18 protein-coding genes are annotated in these 24,371 nt (G+C 36.3%); 4 read left to right on the top strand and 14 right to left on the bottom strand.

Going from position 1 to position 24,371, the window contains the following annotated elements:
- Positions 1-3 precede the first annotated feature (3 nt).
- From narJ to X953_RS10640, 3 genes are all read left to right on the top strand, one after another.
- Positions 4-606, top strand: coding sequence for a nitrate reductase molybdenum cofactor assembly chaperone (narJ, locus tag X953_RS10630; protein WP_040955547.1), 603 nt, complete (start codon positions 4-6; stop codon positions 604-606).
- Between the two features lie 13 nt (positions 607-619).
- Positions 620-1,309 carry a respiratory nitrate reductase subunit gamma gene (gene narI, locus X953_RS10635; protein ID WP_040955548.1) on the top strand — a complete coding sequence of 230 codons (690 nt, stop codon included), beginning with the start codon at positions 620-622 and terminating at the stop codon, positions 1,307-1,309.
- A 144-nt stretch (positions 1,310-1,453) separates the two neighbouring features.
- Positions 1,454-2,986 carry an FAD-dependent oxidoreductase gene (locus tag X953_RS10640; RefSeq protein ID WP_040955549.1) on the top strand — a complete coding sequence of 511 codons (1,533 nt, stop codon included), beginning with the start codon at positions 1,454-1,456 and terminating at the stop codon, positions 2,984-2,986.
- Between the two features lie 270 nt (positions 2,987-3,256).
- Here the strand turns inward: X953_RS10640 and cysK are convergent, their stop codons facing one another.
- The gene (gene cysK, locus X953_RS10645; RefSeq protein ID WP_040955550.1) at positions 3,257-4,183 is read right to left on the bottom strand and encodes a cysteine synthase A; all 927 of its coding nucleotides are present in this window, start codon (positions 4,181-4,183) and stop codon (positions 3,257-3,259) included.
- A 235-nt stretch (positions 4,184-4,418) separates the two neighbouring features.
- Between cysK and X953_RS20070 the strand changes: the two genes are divergently transcribed.
- The gene (locus X953_RS20070; RefSeq protein ID WP_198023267.1) at positions 4,419-4,589 is read left to right on the top strand and encodes a hypothetical protein; all 171 of its coding nucleotides are present in this window, start codon (positions 4,419-4,421) and stop codon (positions 4,587-4,589) included.
- Between the two features lie 81 nt (positions 4,590-4,670).
- Here the strand turns inward: X953_RS20070 and X953_RS10650 are convergent, their stop codons facing one another.
- The 13 genes from X953_RS10650 to parE all read right to left on the bottom strand — a co-directional run bounded on the left by X953_RS10650 (position 4,671) and on the right by parE (position 24,368).
- Positions 4,671-6,179: an FAD-dependent oxidoreductase gene (locus X953_RS10650; protein ID WP_040955551.1), complete on the bottom strand. Its 1,509-nt coding sequence runs from the start codon at positions 6,177-6,179 to the stop codon at positions 4,671-4,673.
- 373 nt (positions 6,180-6,552) lie between these two features.
- Complete coding sequence (locus X953_RS10655; RefSeq protein ID WP_040955552.1) at positions 6,553-7,416, bottom strand: 5'-3' exonuclease H3TH domain-containing protein; 864 nt, start codon at positions 7,414-7,416, stop codon at positions 6,553-6,555.
- Entirely contained in the window at positions 7,403-11,068 is a 3,666-nt protein-coding gene (locus X953_RS10660) for a dynamin family protein (protein WP_052350114.1), read from the bottom strand. Before X953_RS10660 ends, X953_RS10655 begins: the two co-directional genes overlap by 14 nt.
- A gap of 276 nt (positions 11,069-11,344) precedes the next feature.
- Positions 11,345-11,812, bottom strand: coding sequence for a flavin reductase family protein (locus X953_RS10665; RefSeq protein WP_040955553.1), 468 nt, complete (start codon positions 11,810-11,812; stop codon positions 11,345-11,347).
- A 386-nt stretch (positions 11,813-12,198) separates the two neighbouring features.
- Positions 12,199-13,728, bottom strand: a complete 1,530-nt coding sequence (locus tag X953_RS10670; RefSeq protein WP_040955554.1) for an acyl-CoA carboxylase subunit beta — start codon at positions 13,726-13,728, stop codon at positions 12,199-12,201.
- A gap of 15 nt (positions 13,729-13,743) precedes the next feature.
- Positions 13,744-14,526 carry an enoyl-CoA hydratase gene (locus X953_RS10675; RefSeq protein WP_040955555.1) on the bottom strand — a complete coding sequence of 261 codons (783 nt, stop codon included), beginning with the start codon at positions 14,524-14,526 and terminating at the stop codon, positions 13,744-13,746.
- A gap of 46 nt (positions 14,527-14,572) precedes the next feature.
- The gene (locus tag X953_RS10680) at positions 14,573-14,782 is read right to left on the bottom strand and encodes an acetyl-CoA carboxylase biotin carboxyl carrier protein subunit (RefSeq protein ID WP_084715674.1); all 210 of its coding nucleotides are present in this window, start codon (positions 14,780-14,782) and stop codon (positions 14,573-14,575) included.
- Positions 14,783-14,795: 13 nt separating this feature from the next.
- Positions 14,796-16,151, bottom strand: coding sequence for an acetyl/propionyl/methylcrotonyl-CoA carboxylase subunit alpha (locus X953_RS10685; RefSeq protein WP_040955557.1), 1,356 nt, complete (start codon positions 16,149-16,151; stop codon positions 14,796-14,798).
- Positions 16,152-16,164: 13 nt separating this feature from the next.
- Positions 16,165-17,796 (bottom strand): AMP-binding protein, encoded by a 1,632-nt coding sequence (locus X953_RS10690; RefSeq protein ID WP_040955558.1) that lies wholly within the window; start codon positions 17,794-17,796, stop codon positions 16,165-16,167.
- Between the two features lie 24 nt (positions 17,797-17,820).
- A complete protein-coding gene (locus tag X953_RS10695) occupies positions 17,821-18,963 on the bottom strand; it encodes an acyl-CoA dehydrogenase family protein (protein ID WP_040955559.1) in 1,143 nt (380 codons plus the stop codon).
- A gap of 78 nt (positions 18,964-19,041) precedes the next feature.
- Entirely contained in the window at positions 19,042-19,659 is a 618-nt protein-coding gene (locus X953_RS10700; RefSeq protein WP_040955560.1) for a TetR/AcrR family transcriptional regulator, read from the bottom strand.
- Between the two features lie 272 nt (positions 19,660-19,931).
- Positions 19,932-22,382, bottom strand: a complete 2,451-nt coding sequence (gene parC / locus X953_RS10705; protein ID WP_040955561.1) for a DNA topoisomerase IV subunit A — start codon at positions 22,380-22,382, stop codon at positions 19,932-19,934.
- A 27-nt stretch (positions 22,383-22,409) separates the two neighbouring features.
- Complete coding sequence (gene parE, locus X953_RS10710; protein ID WP_040955562.1) at positions 22,410-24,368, bottom strand: DNA topoisomerase IV subunit B; 1,959 nt, start codon at positions 24,366-24,368, stop codon at positions 22,410-22,412.
- Positions 24,369-24,371 lie beyond the last annotated feature (3 nt).

Genomic DNA, 24,371 nt, shown 5'->3' on the forward strand with positions numbered 1-24,371 from the left:
ACTATGGGACCACAAGAGAGAGCTATACTAATCATAGCTTCAAGGGTATTATCTTATCCTGATGCGGATCTTTTTGAAGCTAAAGAAGATATAAATGCATGTATGTCTGAAGAAATTCCATCAGTAGCTGCACGGAATAGATTGCAAGTAGCAATACAGCCACTTTTCGCTTATAAACCAGAAGAATTACAACAACTATATGTGTCCATTTTTGATCTAAAGGCAAAATTTGGCTTGTATCTCTCTGCACATGAACTTGGGGATAGTCCGAAAAGAGGTGCAGCATTAATTAAATTACAGAAGCTTATTAATGTAGCAGGTTATGATCGGACAGATAACGAATTGGCTGATTATATACCTATGCTATTAGAGTTTTTAGCCGTTTCCCCAGAAACGCAAAATAGTGAACGACTAGTCAAGAGACTCTCGGTTGCTTTACAAAGAATAAAAGATCATTTACCAGAAAATAATCCGTATTACGGTATTTTCAGTGTCTTAATGGATTTTGTTTTTCCAAAACCAACAAGAGAAGATATTAAAAAATTGGAATTTGAGCGTGAAGAGGCCGACCTTGAAGAATTACCATATCCCATAATGTATAAATGATAGGAGGATTAAAATGAGCGACATTTTCTGGTGGGTCGTTTTTCCGTATATCTGTTTGGTCGTAATGATATTCGGAACATTATATCGGTTTGCTTTTCGTCAGCTAACGTGGGCTGCTCCATCAACCGAATTTTTTGAAAAGAAATGGTTGCGTTTAGGTTCTCCCTTATTTCACTACGGAATCATCTTTGCATTCATTGGCCATATTATGGGACTTGTATTGCCTTTAAGCTTTTACAATGCTATAGGTGTTACAAACCACCTTTACCATATTGGAGCTGTTTATGGCGGCTCATTAGCAGGAATAATGGTTGTTGTTGGGCTTATTATCCTGCTTATTCGAAAAATTGTAATAGATCCTGTTCGTATACATGCAACCTTTGCTGACTTTTATTCAGTAATTGCTTTATTAATTATCTCAGGTATCGGGTTATATATGACGCTATTTCAGAATGTAACACCAGAAGAATTTGATTATCGTTCAACGATTGGTCCATGGTTCCGAAGTTTATTCACCCTTAATCCTAGCTATCAGTTAATGAGTGAGATACCGATCTTGTTTAAGGTTCACACATTGCTGGCCTTCGGATTATTTGCATCCATACCATTCACTCGATTAATCCATTTTTATACAATTCCAGTAGCATATCCTGTCCGTTCACCCCAACAATACAGGTCAAGAGCACAATATAAAAACAAATAAAATTGTTGTAGCTGTTTCTAGTTCGGGAGTTTCCTTCCCGAACTTTTTCTTTGATTATAATCATTCAAAACTAGAAGGAATACGTATATTTGTAATTTACAGGGAGAAATTAAAGGTAATAATATACGAAGGAGATGTTACATAATGGAAAATTCATCGATTCCTCAATTCCCTGAACCTTATTGGAGAGAAGATAGTAAAATTCCCTCTTTTGATAAATTAAATGAATCAGTAAAAACAGACGTCGGCATCGTGGGAGGGGGGATCACAGGAATAACTTCTGCTTACTTACTTTCTAAACAAGGATTGCAGGTCACCCTAATAGATGCTGGCGTATTAGCAAACGGTACTACGGGCCACACCACAGCAAAAATTACAGCCCAACATGGACTAATTTACGATGAATTAATTAATCATTTTGGTGTAGAGAAAGCTAATCTATATTACCAAGCTGCTGAAGAGGCTAAGCAATTCATTGAATCTACAATTAAAGAATTAAACATCAATTGCGATTTTCAAAAAGAAGATGCCTTTATCTACGCAAATGACGATAATTATATAAAACAGTTGGAGACAGAAAAAAAGGCGTATGATCAACTAAACATTACTGGTGACCTTACAAATAACATTCCTTTAGATCTTCCAATTAAAGCTGCTCTGATTATGAAAGATCAAGCGCAATTCCACCCTATAAAATATTTAAAAGAATTAGTAAAAGAATGCGTCAAAAATGGCGTTAAATTTTACGAAAATACAACCGCCGTGGACATTGAATATAATAAACATCCTTCTATTGTTATGCGTGATGGCAACCGGGTAACCTGCAGATATGTGATTGCAGCTTCGCATTTCCCATTTTATGATAAGGAGAGTTTCTATTTTAGCAGAATGTATCCGGAAAGATCATATTTAATTGCTGTTAAAGCAGCCCAGGATTATTCGGGTGGGATGTATATCAATGCAGAGTCCCCAACAAGATCGATACGTGCGACTGAATATAATGGCGAGAAATTATGGTTGATAGGTGGAGAAAATCACAAAACAGGACAAGGTATTTCAACAATGGAGCATTACAAAGCTCTTTACAACTTTGCAGCAAGTCATTTTACAATTAAAGAGTATCTTTACAGATGGTCAGCTCAAGACTTAACCACTTTGGATAAAGTTCCATATATAGGAAAGATAACCAAAAACGAAGATTCGGTATTTATAGCAACTGGTTTTAGAAAGTGGGGAATGACTAACGGAACAATCTCCGGAAAAATTATAAGTGATGAAATATTGAACAAAGAAAGCGCCTATAGTGAACTGTTTTCACCATCAAGATTTCAAGCTGATCCATCTGTAAGAAAATTCATCAAAATGAACGCAGATGTTGCAAAACATATGGTAAAAGGCAAGCTGGAATATACAAACTCAGATGTAAGCAAATTAGAGCCGGATAATGCTATGGTAGCAAGAATAAAAGGAAATCGCACAGGTGTATATAAAGATAAGGAAAATGCGCTTCATATGGTTGATACGACTTGTACACATTTAGGCTGTGAGGTTGAATGGAACTCAGGAGATCGTACATGGGATTGTCCTTGTCATGGTTCAAGATTTTCATATACAGGAGATGTCATTGAAGGCCCAGCAAAAAAACCATTAAAGAAAATCGATAACGTTAACGAATAAGCATGTTTAACAAGAAATGTATTATTAATACTTAAGATAGTAAAATTTTGATCTTATCTCACTATCTTAAGTATACTTTTATTATGAGACATTATTTCCGGGATTTGAATTAACTTCCGATAATATATATTATGTAAACTAGGAGAAATGTTTTAAAAAATAATAATAATTTCGTACTACCCTTTCTCTTCCATCTATAATGATAATCCCAGTGAGTAATATAAAAACCAATTTCGATTTAGTTTATCAAAATTGGTTTTTATTTATTTTCTAATACTTTTCATTAAATAGATCCATACTTAAATATCTTTCTCCTGTATCAGGTGCTATACAAACAACGCGTTTCTCTTTTCCTAACCTTTTTGCTATTTTAATTGCAGTAAATATAGCTGCTGCAGCAGATGGCCCCACAAAAACACCTTCTGTTCGGACTACTTTTTTAAACATACTAATTGCTTCTTCATCACTAATTTGAATAATTTCATCATATATATCCGTGTTTAAGATTTCTGGTATAAAACCTGGACTTGTGCCTACTAATTTATGGCTTCCAGCCTTACCACCAGATAGAACGGGTGATCCTTTTGGTTCTGCTACAGCAATGTGCAAGTCAGGGATCATTTCTTTCAAAACTTCCCCTGTCCCAGTTACCGTTCCGCCTGTACCTGCTGTGCAAACAAATGCATCTAATTTGCCTTCAGTTTGTTCATATATTTCCACAGCTGTAGTAACGCGATGTACGTCTGGATTTGCTTTGTTCTCAAATTGTTGTGGAATGAAGCTACCGGGAATCTGTTCTTGCAGTTCTAAGGCTTTCTTTATCGCACCAGGCATTTTTTCTTTACTTGGTGTTAACACAATTTTTGCTCCAAATGCACGCAAAATATTTCTTCTTTCTTCCGTACTATTGTCTGGCATTACCATAATTGCTTTGTAACCTTTTGCGGCTGCATTCATAGCAAGACCAATACCAGTATTACCGCTAGTAGGTTCAATAATTGTTGCTCCTGGCTTAAGCACTCCTTGTTTTTCAGCTACCTTTATCATGTTATAGGCAGCTCTATCCTTTACACTCTTGCTAGGGTTAAACATTTCTAATTTAACGTAAACCTCTGCTGCTTCTTCAGGAACAATCTTATTCAATTTTACGAGCGGAGTCTCGCCAATAAGTTCAGTTATATTATCTGCTACCTTCACGATAATCACCTTCTTTTTTCCTTATATCTTATGATAATAAATCCGAGTTATTTACTAAACTTAATTTTATCATTTTGGGACATAATGTTCAATTGTTGATACTTACGGTTTAGTAATTATACTTTACTACTAAAAAATAAAAGCGCATGATTTTAAATTAATCGGTTAAAATATATTTGTAAATGAATGCAAACTACATTTATTTATAAAAAATGTTTATAAAGGAGCGCTTACAATGGAGAACAACCAACGTAACCAGAGAAGAAACAACAAAGATAATAATCAAAATGTTGACAATGTAGAGTTCGCAAATGAGTTCTTGGATGACAATAATTTTGATAACAATGACAATAATAACCGTAATAACCGTCGCAATAACAAAAATGATAACAATAACAATAAATAATTAAATATATAAAAAGGAACCTGTAGAATTAGGTTCCTTTTTATATAATTTTGGATAGTACGCAATGCGTTTATCCTTCTCTTATTTATTAATTTTTTTCAAATCTTTTACAGCGGGGCCTTCTACAACTTCACCTGTAGCTGAAAATCTGGATCCATGACAAGGACAGTCCCATGTATGATCTCCATCATTCCAAGCAACGTCACAACCTAAGTGGGTACAAGACGTATCAAGCAAATGGAGATTTCCTTCATGGTCTCTATATGCTCCAACATCTTTTCCATCCATTTCTACAATGGAGCCTTCTCCTTTTTCAAGTTCTTTATAGGATTTTGCTTGACTAGCATCCTTATATTGTTCAGTTGGATTTTTTTCTTCTGCTCCTTCTTCCTTAATGGCTGCCATATTCCTTTGTGGGGAGAATAACTCTTGATAAGGATTTTTCTTACCTAGAATCAAATCAGCTATAACCTTAGCTCCCGTTACCGATGCTGCTAATCCCCATTTTGAAAATCCTGTTAGAGTGTACATATGCTTCAAATCCTGGTTTAATTTCCCTACAAACGGAATTCTATCGGAGGATATATAATCATGGGAGGACCAATGATTTACAACCTCTATGTCACCAAAATGTTTTTCTGCAAAACTTACTAATTCATTGTAGCGTTCTTCCGAAGATTTGCCGTCTCCAGTTGGATGACTTTCTCCGCCAACAAGAATATAATTTTCTTTCTCATTATAAATCCCTCTCATTGTTCTCTTAGGTAGATCGGTGTTAATATACATTCCATCCGGAAACTCTTGATTAGACTTTATAGCTAGTGCGTAGGAGCTTTCCGCAGATAAGTTATTTGAATAAAATTTCTCTTCTGTTTCATAAACAGGAAAATGTGTTGCTACAACAACTTCTTCAGCAGTTACAGTATAATTTGTGTCTGTTTTACAAATAACTTCTTTTCCTTCTTTTATATCCATGACTCTAGTGTTTTCAAAAACTTCCCCAGCATATTTCTTTATAAGTTCAACTATTGCCCGCAAGAATTTAACTGGATGAAATTGAGCTTGATTTCGCATCATAATAGCAGCTTCTATGTCTAGATTTAGTGGAAGATTTTCAATAAACTCTCCCTCTATACCTAACTTTTCATAAGCCTTAGCTTCTTTTTGTATTGCCTCTCGATGCTTTGCTTTTTCTGTAAATACAAAAGCATCCTTTTCTTCCAATTCACAATTAACATTATTTTCTTCGACTAATTCTTTTATCGTAGCAATTCCTTCCATATTTGCTTGATAATACATCTTAGCAGCTTCCTGCCCATATCGATTAATTAATTCATCATATATTAAATTATGCTGTGCTGTCAGTTTGGCAGTTGTATACCCCGTTGTTCCACTAAATAAGTCACGAGCTTCTAATAAGGCAACTTTTTTTCCTTCCTTTGCCAAATTATAAGCCGTTAGGGTACCAGCAATTCCACCACCAACGATTGCAATATCAACTTTTATATTTTCCTTTAATTGGTCATAGCTTTTAGCTTTGCCTGTTTCACGCCAGTAAGATACTACTTCTCTTTGTAATTTTGTACTCAATTTAATAGCCTCCTAAGTCTAAAAACTTCTTTTTAATTTAATAACCTAAAATCAACAGGACTAAACGAATTTCAACAAACTTCATGTCTGCACATTGTCTTAACCAAAAAAAATTCTTTCATAACCCACTCTCAGACAGATACCCCTTTACCATTCCAATATACCCCAGGTATAAACATGTATACAGCTAGGGGTATATGTATATACATATACCCTTGGGTGGATTGCCTTTAATGCAAAGGTTTTTTTGCTAACTTATTACTCTTTAGAATGGGGTATATATAAAAACCTCCTGTGAACTAAGTTCACAGGAGGTTTATTAGACTTCCAAATTATCTTTAATGAATTTAATGCAATGTCAGTTTAATTAATTTTATATTAACTTTGCCAGATTTTTAAATTCCAATTCACTAAATTTCTGTTCTATTTTATTTCTATCGTATTTCCAAAGTGCATCTTCTATTTCACAACGAATAGGTACATCACATTTGATTTCTGCCAGTTCTCTAGATAGATGGAGCATATCCAGGTTATCACTTATTTTGGCTCGTATTCCTTTTGGCAATTGTTCTATATTAGCCAGTATAGCATCAATAGTTCCGTACTCTTTAATTAATTTTAAGGCAGTCTTTTCTCCGATCCCTTTTACCCCAGGGTAATTATCAGAGGAATCACCCATTAATCCTTTAAGATCAACGACTTGATTAGGATGTATTCCTTTTTTATCGTAAAAATTATCACTGTCAAAAGTTTCATAATTACCTTGGCCTTTCCGCATAATGGCAACTCGTATTCCCTCATCAACAAGTTGAAGAATATCTTGGTCTCCTGTAAGAATGGTTACCTGGTTTTCTTCTGAATAAGCTTTTGCCAAAGTACCGATGCAATCATCTGCTTCATAGTTAGTTATGCCGATATTAGGCATGTTAAATGCCTCTGTCACTTCTTTCACAAGATCAAACTGAGGAATTAATTCAACAGGTGGTTCTCCCCTATTTGCTTTATATTCATTGTAAAGTTCACTTCTAAAGGTTTTGCTTCCCATATCCCAACAACAAATAACGTGTGTAGGTTCAAACGTTTGTACCGCATCCAGAAAATATCTCATAAACTGATATACTCCATTTGTAGGTACACCTTTACTCGTCATCATAAAGTTTCCACGAAATGCAGTTGCAAAAAAACCACGGAACAGTAAAGCCATTCCATCAACTAATAATATGTTATTTTTGTTCATTTTCATCCATCCTTACATCATGATTGGCTAAGGTTACTTTTAAAGTAGATAACTTTTGGTTGATGACTTCGATATTTACATCGGAAGACATCATTTCCAAATAACTATCTGTATGCTGATGAAGATGTTTTTTCATCTCCCGCTTTATTGTATTTACTAATTCATCCCATTGAGTTAAATAATCTTGGGTTATCAATGACTTATTCTCACTTAAATAGTTACTGATAAGGGGTTCTAATTGTTCATAGATTCTATCTTTCATCTTTTCTTTTTCATTCTGAGCAAAGAAAGTTTTCGTGTTTTTAAATTTTGATAAAATCTTATCAAATTTCCCAAGATCAATAGACTTAAAAGCAACAGAAAATTCAGGAGTAGTCAAATCTGCAGCTTCATATTTAGGGAACGTTAATGTACCATCTATATCGTTACTGGTTTTAATTAGATATTCATACATTTCTTCAGCCAAATTATTTCCCATTGCTTCCACACGCAAAGAAACCGCCCGCAATTCTTGAAGTAACTCATGGCCAACATAACCAATCAATTGCTCTAAACTTTTCCAAAGTTGTGGTTTGGCATCTTTACCAGATTCAGTAATTGTCGTTGGGTTAAATGATTCCTTAAATAGATCATGAAACTGAATGGAAGTCCTTTCCAATACATAATGGAGTTGTTTATCAATTTTCTGGATAAGTTGGTCTTCTTGAATATGTGTATCTGTGTTGTCTATTAATTGCGCAATTGTTTTCTGATTATCTTGCAGTTGTAATCTGAAATTTTCTTTTGATTGTTGATCCATATTAACAGACTCTTTGTAATGTGCCATATTGGTATAAGCCCGCTTCATATCCCAAATAGCGGAATGAGCTGTTAATGCTGATAAATCTTGATGAATAAACTGGTTAAACTCATTCTCAAAAAATTGCATGTCTTCGTTAAGTTGTGAGTTATTTTCTTTTTCTTTTAATGATAGTTTACTGGACACAGGATATAGTCTGGGAATCCTAATTCCAAGTTGGACTAATTGTTCTTTAACGTAGTTTGTTACCATATTGATTTCTGTTTGGTCTTCTGCAAGATCTGCTGCATTTACAATAAAGAACATCTTATCTAATTGAAAGGTGTCTTTTACCCTCCCTAGTTGTGTTAAAAAGTCTTTATCCGCTCGAGCCAATGCGTGATTATAGTATGTTACGTATAAGATTGCATCAGCATGTTTGATATAATCAAAAGCTACATTTGTATGACGAGCATTTACCGAATCTGCACCAGGAGTATCCACAAGTGTGACCCCCTGTCGTGTCAAGGAGCAATCATAATAAAGATCAATCGATTCTATAAAACTCGCTTTTGCTTCATCGGACACATAGGCAGGAAACTCATGAATTGGAACAGTTAAATTGCCCCCAATATATTCTTTCATATCTTCATAACCTGTCAACATGGCGCGCAAATAGGATTGATACAAATTACCAAGCTGTGCATGTTGTTGTATATTTTCTTTTTTAATCCATTCCAATAATTCCTCAAGATTTCCTTCTTTAGAGGATACATTTTTGGTTATCAGTTTAACATCATTCTTTAATGTTTCCTCATCCTTAACTTTAATTACTACAGTGCCATGTGGGTAATTTTCAGAAACCGGGTTTATCCGATTTACCGTTGCTGTAGTTGGGTTAGGCGAAACTGGCAAAACCCTCTCGCCTAAGAGGGCATTAGCAAATGAAGACTTCCCTGCACTAAATGCTCCAAATAAAGCTATCGTATAAGCCTGATTTTCCAGTTTTGCTTTCTTCCGTTTTAAATCTTCTACTATAGCTTGAAATCCTGGAGAATCATTAATTGTTTGAATTACTTTCTTCACATCATCTATAACTCTTTCTGTAGTCATCGATTTATGTTGTTTGTTTATTTGTTCGGATACAACTGCAGCCCTGTCAATCTTTCCTGCTGTATCATAGTCGTTGGATTTCTCCTCTGCCATTTTAATTGGAACTTCCAAATCTTCAGCTGCTTCATTTATATGTTCCCAGGTTGATTTTTCAACTTCATTTAACTTAAGTTGTTCTTCTAACTGGTCCACCTTTTCATACAAATTATTTCGCAAGCTCTCTACTCTTAATTGTTGTGAATGAGCTTTTTTTAGTTCAACCAGTTTTTCTTCGGTTTCCGCTATCTTTTGCTCGTTTGCAGATGCCTGTTGCTCTTTTATTTGTCCAATAAGATTGAGTGCCTCTTTTTTGTATCTGCTTTTTATTTCATTTGCTACTTCGTTGGTGTAGTTCAGCACATATTCACCATTAACTTTTGCACCAGGTTTTAGTTTTCCCAATATACTTTCGCTAGTTAAAGAGATCCCTAGTTTTTGAACTAACTGCTGTAATTTTGTGTTGGAAACCTTGTTTACCTTTAATAAATTAGTGAATTTTTCACGTAGTTTCCATTCAATCGCTGTTTCCATATTCTTCTGAAGAGCAGTAAGAAAATTTTCCATTCTATTCTCTCTAGCTTCATCTGTTTTTCGTTTACTCGCTAGAAAACCAACTTTAAAATCTGGTTGCCGGGATTGTAAAAAAGATTCGGCAATATCTCTAAGTTCAGCTGGCATCAAATAAGCATTTTTTAATGTTTGATTCAATTCTTCGATAAATTGCTCTTCTATCTCAGCAGGCTCCCTCAAAAGGGCAGAAAGCTGATTATTGAATTCCTCTATAGTGGATGTGTCCGTTAACGAGTTAGCCTGTTCATCAGATAATTCGATTTCCATTTCTTCATATTTTGCTTCAAGAAACCGCTTATGTTCTGTCATTACCTGCCAAACAGAAGCCTCAATGGTATATAAATCGTTACGTTTTTTATTTAAAAAGGTAAACAGTTTATTCTTTATAGCCTCAAATTGATTATGAGTTGCATTTGTATCTGTTAACGAGGAAAAAAAGATTTGTTCTGGATAAACGTTCCATTGCTTAAATGTTTGCTCAATACTTTGTTGAAAAGCTTTAAATGTCAACTCTTGTTCATCGTGTTTGTCGATTTGGTTAACTATAACGTAATAAGGTATAGACTTATCCTGTAATCCTTTTAAGAATTCCAAGTTCACTTCTGATTGTACATGATTATAATCCATTACATAAAAAACAATATCAACCAAATGTAAAGAGCCTTCTGTCATGATTCGATCAGCATCATCAGCGGCATCTATACCTGGCGTGTCAATGATATAGCATCCCTTGGGAATAATCTTTTGGGACGTGCTAATATCAATTTGTTTAATAGCATTCTTATCCTTGGAGTAAGCTTTAATACGATCGATATCGTAAGGCTCTGTAAACTGTATCGGTTGCTCATCACGAAAATAAACCCTTGCATAACCGCCCCCTGATGTTATCCTTACAATATTGGCACTTGTTGGTATGGGACTCTTAGGTAATATATCATTCTCGAGAAGCGCGTTAATCATAGAGGATTTCCCTGCAGAAAAATGTCCTGCAAAGCTAATTATGACCTCTTCTTTTTGTTGTTTTTTATATAAATCTAAGATTTTTTTAGCATTTTTCTCATCTTCATTATTTATTATTAATCGGTATAAAGCTGCCAAATGATGAAGCTTTATCTCTGTATCTATTTTTTCTTTTAAAAACACAACATTCATGTCCCTTCCTCTGTATCATCTAGCGTCTATTATACGGAATAAATAACAGTTTTGCTACCTCGTTTGACGAAAAGCCAATATGTACATGTAGTGTTTAGGTCTGTTAAAGAATTAAATTTAAGTTCTTTTATCAGAGAAGCAAGTGACTTACATAGAAGATAAGTTTATATACCTGAGAAAGGGAGCTAATCGCCTCCATCGAATTTATATGCACCTGCAGGTAAATGGAGGCATTTAAAAAACCAGCCGCAATACAGCTGGTTAAGGGGAATGAGTTTAAGCATCCTTATCAAGATTACGATACTGTCCTCCATAAAAGAGAATTGGATTTCCTTCTTTCTTATCTATTTCTGTAACCTCCGCAATAAAGATCATATGATCACCTGCGAGAGCTTTTTCTTTTATCTGGCAAGACAAAGTTGCAATGGAATCTTTGATGACAGGCACACCATCTTGTTGAGAGAATTTGATTTCTCTATCTTTCTCCATCTGCTTTGCAAATATCATAGATAATTCTTTTTGTTCCTCTGATAATATACTCAAACCAAACTGTTCTGTTTCTTGTAAAATAGTATACATACTTGCCTTTTCATCAATCGATATTGCAATTAGTTTAGGATCTAATGAGACAGACATAAAAGCATTAACAGTCATTGCCTTAACTTCATTATCAAAATCGGTTGCCACCACTGTAATACCAGTTGCAAACTTTCCCATTACATCACGAAATGTACGACTATCCATAATAATTCCCCACTTTCCTATTTATTGCTTATAATTCAGCGTATCATTATTCAAGCAAAAACTGAATAAAACTGCCTCCTAATTTACATAATATAATTATAGTAAATAAACAATTTAACGCAAACAAATGTTCTTATATAGTAAAAACCGAACATTATTCGAAATTTGTGTAGAAATATTTCGAACTAGTTCGGCTTTATGGGTTATATTATCTAATTTACTACAATTTGTGAAAAATATTTTCGTATGCGGAGGAATCACTCTTCATTTACGTTTACCTTAATAATTATTCTATGCATTACTTCTAGCTATTGATTACCTTTACAAGCAAATCTTTTAGTTAAACTGTTTTTTGCAATTATATTATTAAAATAAAACGCTTAATCTTAAACAGGATACACTCCATGCTTTCGATCCGTAAAGCTAACATTTTTTGCATCATAAATAGAATAACGCTGGATTAATTCCTCTCTTAAACGATTCGGATCAATCACTGCATCAACAACCATCTCAGATGCAAGCCGGTAAATATCAATATTTTCTTTGTATTCATCCTGTTTCTCTTTAATAAAGGCTGGTCTTTCTTCTTCAAGAAGTTCAGCAATTTTATTAGCATATACTGCGTTGACAGCTGCCTCAGGCCCCATTACTGCAATTTGGGCTGTCGGTAAAGCAATACAACAATCGGGTTCAAACGCCGGGCCGGCCATTGCGTACAATCCAGCACCATAAGCTTTTCTGACAATTACCGATATTTTGGGCACTGTAGCTTCACTCATAGTTGCCAGCATTTTAGCTCCATGCCGGATGATCCCAGCTCTTTCCACCTTTGTACCAATCATAAATCCAGGTACATCCACGAGAAAGAGTAATGGGATATTGAAGGCATCACATAACTGTACAAATTTAGCAGATTTATCAGCTGAGTCAGGGAAAAGCACTCCACCCTTCATCCGTGGCTGGTTTGCAATAATGCCGATAGATTTACCATCTATTCTAGCTAAACCAGTAATTAATTCAGGTGCAAATTTTTTCTTAATCTCACAAAAGCTTCCCTCATCAATTATTTTTTTAATGAGATCATGCATGTTAAATGGGGCATTTTGATTCTCGGGAATGATATCTTTAATGGACTTTTCTATAGATTCCGCTTTTTTAGGTTCGATCTGGGCTGGCTTGTGTCTGAAGTTCTTTGGAAAATAACTTAAATAGTTTTTCGCATATTCAATCGCATCTTCTTCGGTTTTAACTAATACATCACCAACTCCAGAAACAGAGCAATGCATTTTTGCCCCGCCCATTTCTTCCAAACTAACTTTTTCACCGATAACTTTCTCGGCCATTCGCGGTGAACCTAAATACATAGATGCATTACCATCCACCATAATAACTATATCACTAAAAGCAGGGATATAAGCTCCTCCGGCAGCCGATGGACCGAATAACAAACAAATTTGCGGAATGCGTCCAGACAATTTGATTTGGTTGTGGAAAATTTTTCCCGCCCCACGTCTGCCTGGGAACATCTCTATTTGATCTGTGATTCTCGCACCAGCTGAGTCCACCAAGTAAAGCATTGGTATTTCCATTTTTTCGGCCGTTTCTTGAATACGAATGATTTTCTCTACTGTTCGTTTCCCCCAGGAGCCGGCTTTTATTGTAGAATCGTTTGCCATTACACAGACATCCTGCCCATGAATTTTCCCAATACCAGTTACAACTCCATCCGCTGGTAAAGAGCCGTCCATACAATTAGCAAAGAAAGCATCTTCAACATTTAAGCCTTCGTCAAATAACAACTCTAACCTTTTTCGAACAAATAATTTACCTTTTTCTTCGTTCTTCTGATGATACTTTTCATGACCACCTTTCTCTATATTTTCGATTTTATTCTGCAATACTTCTATATACGACATACAATACCTCCTGAATTATACCCCTTTATACAATGGTTTCCTCTTTTGTTGAAAGGCTTCTAATCCTTCTAACCTATCTCTAGTCGGAATTGTTTCCTTATAAGAAAGATGCTCGATGAGTAGCCCCGTAGTTATGTCTGTTTGCATACCGTGATCAATCGCTGTTTTAGCCTGACGTAGAGCAACAGGTCCATTTTGAGTAATTTTTTTAGCGATCTCCAATGCATCCTCCAATAATTTTTCTTTATCTGAAAGCTGTTCTACCAACCCGATAGAAAGCGCTTCATCTGCTGCAACAGGCTTGGCAGTATAGATTAAGCGCTTTGCCTGGCCGACTCCAATTAGACGAGGTAATCGCTGGGTGCCGCCAGCTCCTGGTATGATTGCCAAAGCTGTTTCTGTAAGTCCCATCTTTGCATGAGCAGCTGATATCCGAAGGTCACATGCTAATGCAAGCTCCAGACCACCCCCAAATGCAACACCATTTATGGCTGCAATCACTGGACTTTTCATTTTTTCAACCGATTGGATCGTTGAGCCTATATAACTGACAGCTTCAATAACCTCCGAATCTGTCATTCCCTTCCGTTCCTTTAAGTCAGCACCAGCGCAAAAAGCTTTTTCACTAGCACCTGTTATAATGGTACAGTAAATATCCGGGTTGTTATTTATTTTGCCTATCACATGATTTAACTGGTCAAGTAAATCTTTCGATAATGCGTTTGCTGCTTCCGGTCGGTTAAGGGTTAATACGGCGATATGTTGATCAACGACCTCTAATGAAATGAGTTCCTTCATAACTGCCTCCTTATCAGAATCTATATACAAGAGAAAATCAAAGAATTTATTCTATGATTGCCAGTACGTCCCCTTCGTTTACAAAGTCACCTTCCGCAACCTTCAGCTCTTTTATGGTACCTGCCTCTTCCGCAGCAATAGGAATTTCCATCTTCATAGATTCAAGAATAACAACGTCCTGATCCTCTTCTACTTTATCCCCTTCGTTTACAACAATTTTCCATACGTTACCAGCCATATTTGCAGTTAATTCCATAATTAATTCCTCCTTAGTTTTTGGTCAATGATGGTAAATAGTGTTCCTCAACAAACGCTGTTGTGGTTTTGCCTTTTTTGAAAGGTTCACTATCTACGATGTTAAGTAGCATTGGTATATTTGTCTTAATTCCTTCCACCTTATACTCAAGCAAAGCTTGTTTTAATAAATTAATAGCATCATCTCTATTATTGCCTTTTACTATCAACTTTCCAATCATTGGATCATAAAATGGAGTTACGTCGTACTCACTTGTTACTGCTATTTCATTTCGCACTGACTTTCCTTTTGGCAACTCCAGTTTTGATATATGGCCAGGTGATGGAAAAAAGGAAACATGATCCTCTGCATAGATTCGTACCTCAATTGCGTGGCCATCTATTCTTAATTCATGTTGGTCTATCTTAAGTCTCTCATTATTCGCAATAGCAAATTGTGCTTCAACAATATCTGTTCCTGTAATTTCCTCCGTTATCGGGTGCTCCACTTGGATTCTTGTATTCATCTCCAAAAAGTAAAAGTTTTCATTTTGATCTACAAGAAATTCTATTGTACCCGCATTTGTATAGCCTAATGTTTTTGCTGCTTTTACTGCAGCACTTCCCATTTCTTCCCTTGTTTTTTCAGAAATAAAAGTAGAAGGGGCTTCCTCAATAACTTTTTGGTTCCTTCGTTGAATGGAACAATCTCTCTCAAATAGGTGGACAACGTTACCATGATGGTCGGCTAAAACTTGAATTTCTATGTGCCTGGCATTCTCAATTTTCTTTTCCATAAACATCGCTCCGTTACCAAAGAAGGTGAGTGCCCGCTTGGAATTACTTTCAAATGCTTTTGCCAACTCATTATCAGAACGCACAACTTGCATTCCGATTCCGCCTCCTCCGGCCGTTGCCTTAAGCATAATCGGATAACCAATTTGCCCGGCAACTTCCAGAGCTTCCTCAACAGATGGCACGGCCTCGCTGGTGCCAGGAACAACCGGAACACCCGCCTTTTGCATTTCTTTACGTGCTGCAATTTTGTCTCCCATTTGTTTTATAATTTGACTAGAAGGACCAATAAATATAATTCCTTCCTTCTTACAAGCCTCTGCAAAGTCTCCATTTTCACTAAGAAATCCATATCCAGGATGTATTGCATCCGCATTTACTTCTTTCGCAACAGATAATATTTTTTCCGTATTTAAGTAACTCTCATTTACCCTTGGTGGTCCAATTAAATAGCTTTCATCGGCCATGGAGACATATGGAGCTTTTTGATCAGCTTCTGAATATACAGCTACTGTTAAAATATCTAATTTCTTACAAGTACGAATAATACGTGCAGCTATTTCACCACGATTTGCTATTAGAACTTTTTTAATCATACGCTCTCTCCTATTACTGAAATTGTTTAACAGCTAGTTCCTTTAACTTAAATTTTTGGATTTTCCCACTCGCGGTCATTGGATATTCGTCCACAAATTGTATATACTTCGGTATTTTATGATGAGAGATATTTCCTTTGCAAAATGACTTAATATCTTGAACGGTCGTAGTCGCACCTTCCTTTAAAATGATCCAGGCGACAATTTCTTCACCATATTTTTCATCGGGAATACCTGTTACCTGAACATCAAGAATGGTTGGATGCTGATACAGAAATTCTTCTATCTCACGTGGATAAACATTTTCCCCACCTCGTATGATCATATCCTTCATGCGCCCAGTGATCTCCAAATAGCCATTATCATATAATACGGCGAGATCACCAGTATGAAGCCAGCCCTCATCATCAATTGCTTCATTGGTTGCAGAAGAATTATTATAATAACCTTTCATAACATGATAGCCTCTTGTCAATAATTCACCTGGGACTCCCTTTTCCTGCTCTTGCTTTGTTCCAGGTATTACAACTTTAACCTCAACATTAGGGTGTGGTTTACCTACTGATCCTACCTTTAGTTCAATGGGGTCATCCGTTCTTGTTTGTGTAATTACCGGTGATGACTCTGTTTGCCCATAGGCAATTGTAATTTCTTTTGCACCCATTTCATTCATGACCTTTGTCATTACTTCCATTGGACAAGTTGAGCCAGCCATAATACCTGTACGTAAATGAGTTAGATTGTATGAGTTAAAACTTGGATGATTCAATTCTGCAATAAACATCGTTGGTACACCATGAAGTGCTGTACATTTTTCATTATCTACAGCTTGGAGTACCTGTGCAGCATCAAACTGCTCGAGAATTACCATGGTTGCACCCTTCGATACTGCGGCCAGAACCCCAAGCACACAACCAAAACAGTGAAAAAATGGGACGGGAATACATAATCTATCTTTATTTGTTAGCTTCATACAATCTGCAATTTGGTTGCCATTATTAACGATATTATAATGTGTCAGCATTACGCCTTTTGGAAAGCCAGTGGTACCTGATGTATACTGCATATTAATTACTTCATCCTGATGCAATGTCGCTTTTCTAAGATTGAGTTCTTCTTGGGTTATTTCGTCTGCTTTTTGCAAGACTTCATCCCAGTTATATGCGAACGAATAGGTAGTCTCACCAATGATAATGATATTTTTTAGCCTTGGAAGCTTTCCTGAATGTAATTTTCCTTTTTCTGCTGTAGAGAATTCAGGACAAACCTTCTTTAAAATGTCAATATAAGATGTTCCCTTGTAACTCTCTGCCATAATTAAAGTGGTAGCATCAGATTGTTTTAAGAGATATTCCAGCTCTTTTGCTTGATAGTTCGTGTTAACGGTTACAAGTACAGCACCCATTTTACCTGTGGCAAATTGAGAAGTAAGCCATTCAGGTTTATTATCAGACCATATAGCTACATGCTCACCCTTCTTGATACCGAGAGCCATTAAACCTTTTGCGGCTTTATCAACCATCTCGTTAAATTCACTATATGTTTTTCTCATATTTAGTTCTGGATAGATCACTGCTTCCTGGTCTGGATACAAATTCACTTGTTCTTCTAATAATTCACCAACGGTTATCTTTCTTAGAGACATGAATTTACTCCTTCCATAGTTATTCTAACAACCTAGCTGTCTAGCAATAACTAATCTTTGAACTTCTGAAGTACCTTCCCCGATTTCCAATAGTTTGGCATCCCGCAAATACCTTTCAACCTCATATTCTCTCATGTAGCCATAGCCTCCATGAATTTGTATCGCTTGATTCGCTGATCTGAAGGCTGTTTCTGTAGCATACAGTTTGGCATATGCCGCCTCTTTACTAAAAGGCTTATGATTATCCTTCAACCATGCTGCTTTATGTACCATATTCCTGGCCAGCTCGACCTCCATTGACATATCTGCAAGTTTAAATTGAATGGCTTGAAAGCTGGAAATTGGTTTTCCAAACTGCTTACGTTCCTTTGCATAGGTCAATGCCTTATCCAATGATCCTTGAGCGATACCAAGGCCTAAAGCTGCAATAGAAATACGTCCCCCATCAAGGGTATGAAGAAATTGCTTAAAACCTTTTTCAGGATCGCCTAATAAATTCTTTTTAGCCACACGTACATTTGTTAAAACGATCTCTGCTGTGTCTGAACCTCTTACGCCCATTTTATCGTAATTACTTGTAATCTTAATGCCTTCAGAATCTGTAGGGACGATAATGGCCGAGATGATATTTTTACCCTTTTCGTTTTTTCCCGTAACAGCTGTAACAATCACAGTCTTTGCAAAGCTGGCATTAGTAATAAAACATTTTTCGCCATTGATTACATAGTCATCTCCGTCTTCCACTGCAGTAGTTCTCGTTCCTCCTGCGTCTGAACCGGCGTTAGGCTCTGTTAATCCAAAAGATCCTAGCGCTTTGCCTTCAGCTAAAGGTGTTAAAAATTCTTTTTTCTGTTCATCTGTGCCAAAATAATAAATTGGACTAGCACCAAGAGATACTGCAGCCGCATAGCTCAGGCCAGTGCTTCCGCAAACCCTTCCTATCTCTTCTACAGCAAGTGCATACGATAATGTATCTCCACCGGATCCACCATATTTCTCTGGAAAAGGTATTCCCATTAACCCGAGCTCGCCTAACTGATCAAATATATCTTTGGGAAATTCTGCCTTTGTATCAATCTCAATTGCTCTTGGACGAATAACTTCTTCAGCAAAGTCACGAACCATTTTTTTAATCATCGCTTGTTCTTTTGTTAACTCAAAATTCATGTCAAGCCTCCTATTCCCTTTGATTAGACCGACTGGTTGGTCTGTTTCGGTTATAAAAATCTAGCTTATTCATGCGGGTTATTTCATTAACAATTCCTTGTATTTGTCACTTGCAATAGTCTCAGGTTCTAATACAGCATGTAATATTAAATCAACAAAGATATGGCTTATTTCATCAATTGTTCTGAACCCACCTTGCTGATACCATTTATATGTCCAATTGACCATTCCTAATATTGCCATACCAGTAATATCAACCTGCAGATCTGATCTGAATTCTCCTTGTTCTTTCCCTTCGTAAAGCGCTTTCATAATGATGTTTTTAAACTGATCTCTTTTTTTCTTAATTAATATTTCATATTTTTCATTCAGGTAAATATTTTCTTGGTAAAAAACAGATATATGTGGTTTGTAAATGTCAAAGACTTTCACAAAGTCATGGATAATGGTTTGCAACTTCTTAGTTGGTGAGTCATACATGTTGTTCGCATTTGTGGCCTTTTCTAAAGCATAAGATATGAAAGTGTCGTGGATAACATATAGTAGTTCATCTTTTGTTTTAAAATGATGATAAAATCCACCTTTTGATGTGCCAACATCTTCCACAATTTGATTTACTGTGACGCCATGATAGCCTTGTTTTTCAAATAAAAGTAAAGCAGATTGAATAATTTTTTGACGTAATTCCGTTCTAATCCCTCCTTTTAAGCGTTATAAAAAGTTTACCATATTTTTCTGAATACATAAAGTTTTTTAACAAGAAAAACTAAACTACTTTGCTAATTTAAAGCTTAGGAGTCGGTTTCTTTCGTAGACAAATCATTAGATTAGGTTCAAACCGGACATGGGTCCACTAACAAAGAACCTAACTTGATAATATACTTTAAATAAAAACCGAACTGGTTCGAAACTATTTAAACTAGAATTCGAATCAGTTCGGTTTTATCCGTTATAGGTTACAACAATCTTTAATTATTCAATCCTTCAAATGGTTTGTAATAGTTAGCTTTTTTCCATACTTCTCTTACTTCTCCATGCTGGTCAGTGTCTATAACAAACGACCCATTACTATATCGATCACTTAAAGGTAGCTCCAAAGGAAAAACGGTATGTTTCTCTCCGCTTTCCGTTTGGAAACATAAGGAGTCATTCTCATCTACAACGAATAGGCCTACAAGTAAATGTGGTTTGTTTTTTAATTCGCGTAACATAACAAGACCACGTTTAGCACGACTTGTTTTCTCAAAATCTTTCAAATTCATCCGCTTGCAAGCCCCACGCTGAGTAATTAACACAAGTGAAGGTTCAGATAAATCATCGAAAACCTGCCCACTTATTACACTTTCATTGTCTCTTAGTTGTATTGCTTTTACACCTGCAGCCCGCTGGCCGACTACAGATATTTCCTCCTCATGATACCAAAGCCCATAGCCCTTATCGGATGCTACAAATATATCTGCATGACCATTCGTTCTGCAAACCTGCACTACTTCATCATTATTTCTAACGTTTAGAGCAATTAACGCTTTTGAATATCTTTGAGCATCATACAATGGTAATTCACTACGTTTTACCATTCCATTTTTAGTAAAGAAGATCAGGTAATTATCCTTTTCAAAGTCTCTCACCGGTAGACACTGAATAATACGTTCATCTTGATCTATAGAAGCGATATTGGAAATGTGTTGGCCTATATCTTTCCATCTAATGTCTGGAAGCTCATGAACTGGTATAGATAGATATTTACCTTTATTTGTAAAGAGCAGGATTTTGTCTGTTGTATTCATTTCTATTAAACCTACGAGATGATCTTCATCTTTCATTGCAAAATCTTCCCCATTGGATGCAGCATAGGAACGCAGACTTGTTCTTTTAATATAGCCGTCTCTGGTAGTTGACACTAGCACGTCTTCACTTGCGACCATGACTTCAATATTTATTTTTAGTTCTTCAATCTGCTCTTCTATAACAGTACGTCTTTTATCTGAATACTGTTTCTTTAGCTGTCTTAGATCCTTCTTAATTGATTGGAATAATTTTTTCTCACTTTGTAGCATAGCTTCGTATTCTGCTATCTTTTTTCGAAGTTCATCAGCTTCCTTTTCAAGTGAGGTTATATCTGTATTCGTTAAACGATATAATTGAAGCATAACTATAGCCTCAGCCTGCGCTTCTGTAAATTCATATTTAGCTATAATTTGTTTCTTTGCATCTTGTTTATCCTTTGAAGAGCGAATCGTAGCAATTAATTGATCTAATATAGAGATAGCTTTAATTAAACCTTCAACAATATGGGCACGGTCTTTAGCTTTCTTCAAATCAAAGTTAATTTGCCTTGTGGCCACTTCTTTCTGATGAAGAATATATGCATCCAAAATATTAGGTAATGATAATAGCTTTGGTGTTTTGTCTTGAATGGCTACCATATTAAAATGATATGTAACCTGAAGATCTGTATTTTTAAATAGATAATTCAATATACCTTCACTGTTAGCATCTTTTTTCAATTCAATCACGATTCGTAAACCTGTACGGTCTGTTTCATCTCGTACTTCAGCAATTCCTTCCACTTTCCGATCAATACGCAATTCATCCATTTTCTTAACCATATTTGCTTTATTAACTTCGAATGGAATTTCATCTATAATGATTTGTTTCCGATTTCCACGAACATCCTCAACTTTTGTTTTGCCTCGAACTATTATCTTTCCTCTACCTGTTTCATAAGCTTTTTTGATTCCTTCAACACCTTGAATAATTCCACCGGTAGGAAAGTCTGGCCCGTTAATAACCTTCATTAATTGATCTAATGTGGCTTCTGGGTTATCAATCTTCATAATGACAGCATCAATAACCTCATCAAGATTATGTGGCGGAATATCTGTTGCATAACCTGCTGAAATCCCTGTGGAACCATTGACAAGCAAATTAGGAAATTTAGCAGGGAGAACTACTGGCTCTGCATCCGTATCATCAAAGTTTGGAATGAAATCAACAGTTTCTTTATCTATGTCCCGTAAAAGTTCTGAAGCTATACTTGAAAGTCTGGCCTCCGTATAACGCATAGCAGCAGGCGGGTCACCGTCAATACTACCATTATTTCCGTGCATTTCGATCAACAGATTCCTCATCTTCCAATCTTGACTGAGTCGAACCATCGCCTCGTACACGGATGAGTCACCATGTGGATGGTAATTACCTATTACTGTACCAACGGTTTTTGCGGACTTACGAAAATTTTTATCGTGTGTATTTCTTTCTTCATGCATTGCATACAAAATACGGCGTTGAACCGGCTTCAGTCCATCACGAGCATCTGGCAGCGCACGATCTTGAATTATATATTTACTATACCTTCCAAACCTGTCACCAATAACTTCTTCTAGTGGAAGGTCTAAAAACGTTTCTGGTTGTGACAAACCAACCCCCCCTTACTATAATACGTATTATATTTCTGTATGAATTTTATCGTTATCCAGGATATTTGCGTCGTCTTCCAAACCAAACGCAACATTGCCTTCGATCCACTTTCTTCTTGGCTCTACTTTATCGCCCATCAATGTAGTTACCCTTCGTTCAGCCCTTGCAAGGTCTTCCAGTGTTACACGGATTAATGTACGTGTATCAGGGTTCATGGTTGTTTCCCATAATTGATCTGCATTCATTTCACCAAGGCCTTTGTAGCGTTGAATAACATATCCGCTCTTAAATTCTTTAAGCGCCTTTTTCATTTCTCCTTCTTCCCAAGCGTATTTAATTTGTTCTTTCTTTCCTTTTCCCTTGGAGATTTTGTAAAGCGGAGGCAGGGCAATATATATCTTACCATTTTCAACTAGAGGACGCATATATCGATAAAAAAATGTTAATAACAGTACTTGAATGTGTGCTCCATCTGTATCTGCGTCTGTCATAATAATAATTTTATCATATTGTGCATCTTCCAAGTCAAAATCACCACCGACACCTGCGCCGATCGTGTGAATGATAGTTGAAATTTCTTCATTTTTAAATACATCCTGCAGCTTAGCCTTTTCTGTATTGATAACTTTTCCTCGCAAAGGTAATACAGCCTGAAATTTCCGGTCTCTCCCTTGCTTTGCGGAACCACCTGCAGAATCACCCTCCACTAAATATAATTCATTTTTTTTAGGGTTTTTTGATTGCGCAGGAGTTAGTTTTCCACTTAACATGGTATCTTTTCTACGCTTCTTCTTTCCAGTCCTTGCTTCTTCACGTGCTTTTCTTGCCGCTTCACGTGCCTCTTTCGCTTTAATGGATTTTTTAATCAAAAGTCCTGCTACCTCTGGATTTTCTTCAAGAAAATAGGATAATTTTTCGGACACTACTCCATCTACTGCTGAGCGTGCTTCGGTCGTACCAAGTTTTCCTTTTGTTTGGCCTTCAAATTGCAGGCTTTCTTCAGGAACACGGACAGAGACAATAGCAGTAAGCCCCTCCCTTATATCTGTTCCTTCCAGATTTTTTTCTTTTTCTTTTAGTAAATTTGCTCTCCTGGCATAGTCGTTAAATGTCCTTGTTATCGCTGTACGAGCTCCAGATTCATGGGTTCCGCCATCTCTTGTACGTACATGATTAACAAAAGAAAGCATACTTTCTGCATATCCGTCATTAAACTGAAATGCAAAATCAACTTCTATCCCTTGAGCTTCACCCTCAAAAGAAACAACTGGATGCAAAGCATCTTTTTCTTCATTCAAGTAATTTACAAAGGATTCTAATCCATCGGGGAATTCGTAGGTCACATGTGAATCTTGTCGTAAATCATTTAATTCAATATGAAGTCCTTTGAGTAAAAATGCAGCTTCACGCAGTCGCTCTGACAAGGTTTCGAAGTCATACACGGTGGCAGAAAATATTGCTGGGTCTGGTTTAAAATGAATGGTAGTACCTTTCTTTCTCGTACTCCCTTTCTTTTCTAAGGAACTTACTGGCTTTCCTCCATTTTCAAAACGTTGAAAATATGTATGACCATCTCTATGGATAGTTACTTCTAACCATTCAGATAATGCATTTACTACAGATGCGCCAACCCCATGTAGTCCGCCACTTGTCTTGTAACCACCTTGTCCGAACTTTCCTCCGGCATGAAGAATGGTAAATATTACTTCTGTTGTCGGTTTGCCCGTGCTATGCATACCTGTTGGGATTCCACGACCATTATCTTCTACTGAAATACTATTGTCTTTATGTACAGTAACTTTTATAACATTGCCATATCCTGCCAATGCTTCATCGACCGCATTGTCTACGATCTCGAATACTAAATGATGCAATCCACGCATATCTGTGCTTCCAATATACATACCAGGTCTTTTTCGGACTGCTTCCAAACCCTCAAGTACTTGGATAGATTCATCATTATAATTAACTGGTTTCTTTGCCAAGAT

This window comes from Virgibacillus sp. SK37 (genome assembly GCF_000725285.1).
Taxonomy (GTDB): Bacteria; Bacillota; Bacilli; order Bacillales; family Amphibacillaceae; genus Virgibacillus_Q.

What these genes read in the sequence shown, in the direction of transcription:
- narJ (WP_040955547.1), top strand. Translation starts at nt 4, where the DNA reads ATGGGACCACAAGAGAGAGCTATACTAATCATAGCTTCAAGGGTATTA.
- narI (WP_040955548.1), top strand. Translation starts at nt 620, where the DNA reads ATGAGCGACATTTTCTGGTGGGTCGTTTTTCCGTATATCTGTTTGGTC.
- X953_RS10640 (WP_040955549.1), top strand. Translation starts at nt 1,454, where the DNA reads ATGGAAAATTCATCGATTCCTCAATTCCCTGAACCTTATTGGAGAGAA.
- X953_RS20070 (WP_198023267.1), top strand. Translation starts at nt 4,419, where the DNA reads ATGGAGAACAACCAACGTAACCAGAGAAGAAACAACAAAGATAATAAT.
- X953_RS10655 (WP_040955552.1), bottom strand. Translation starts at nt 7,416, where the DNA reads ATGAACAAAAATAACATATTATTAGTTGATGGAATGGCTTTACTGTTC.
- X953_RS10660 (WP_052350114.1), bottom strand. Translation starts at nt 11,068, where the DNA reads ATGAATGTTGTGTTTTTAAAAGAAAAAATAGATACAGAGATAAAGCTT.
- X953_RS10665 (WP_040955553.1), bottom strand. Translation starts at nt 11,812, where the DNA reads ATGGATAGTCGTACATTTCGTGATGTAATGGGAAAGTTTGCAACTGGT.
- X953_RS10670 (WP_040955554.1), bottom strand. Translation starts at nt 13,728, where the DNA reads ATGTCGTATATAGAAGTATTGCAGAATAAAATCGAAAATATAGAGAAA.
- X953_RS10675 (WP_040955555.1), bottom strand. Translation starts at nt 14,526, where the DNA reads ATGAAGGAACTCATTTCATTAGAGGTCGTTGATCAACATATCGCCGTA.
- X953_RS10680 (WP_084715674.1), bottom strand. Translation starts at nt 14,782, where the DNA reads ATGGAATTAACTGCAAATATGGCTGGTAACGTATGGAAAATTGTTGTA.
- X953_RS10685 (WP_040955557.1), bottom strand. Translation starts at nt 16,151, where the DNA reads ATGATTAAAAAAGTTCTAATAGCAAATCGTGGTGAAATAGCTGCACGT.
- X953_RS10690 (WP_040955558.1), bottom strand. Translation starts at nt 17,796, where the DNA reads ATGTCTCTAAGAAAGATAACCGTTGGTGAATTATTAGAAGAACAAGTG.
- X953_RS10695 (WP_040955559.1), bottom strand. Translation starts at nt 18,963, where the DNA reads ATGAATTTTGAGTTAACAAAAGAACAAGCGATGATTAAAAAAATGGTT.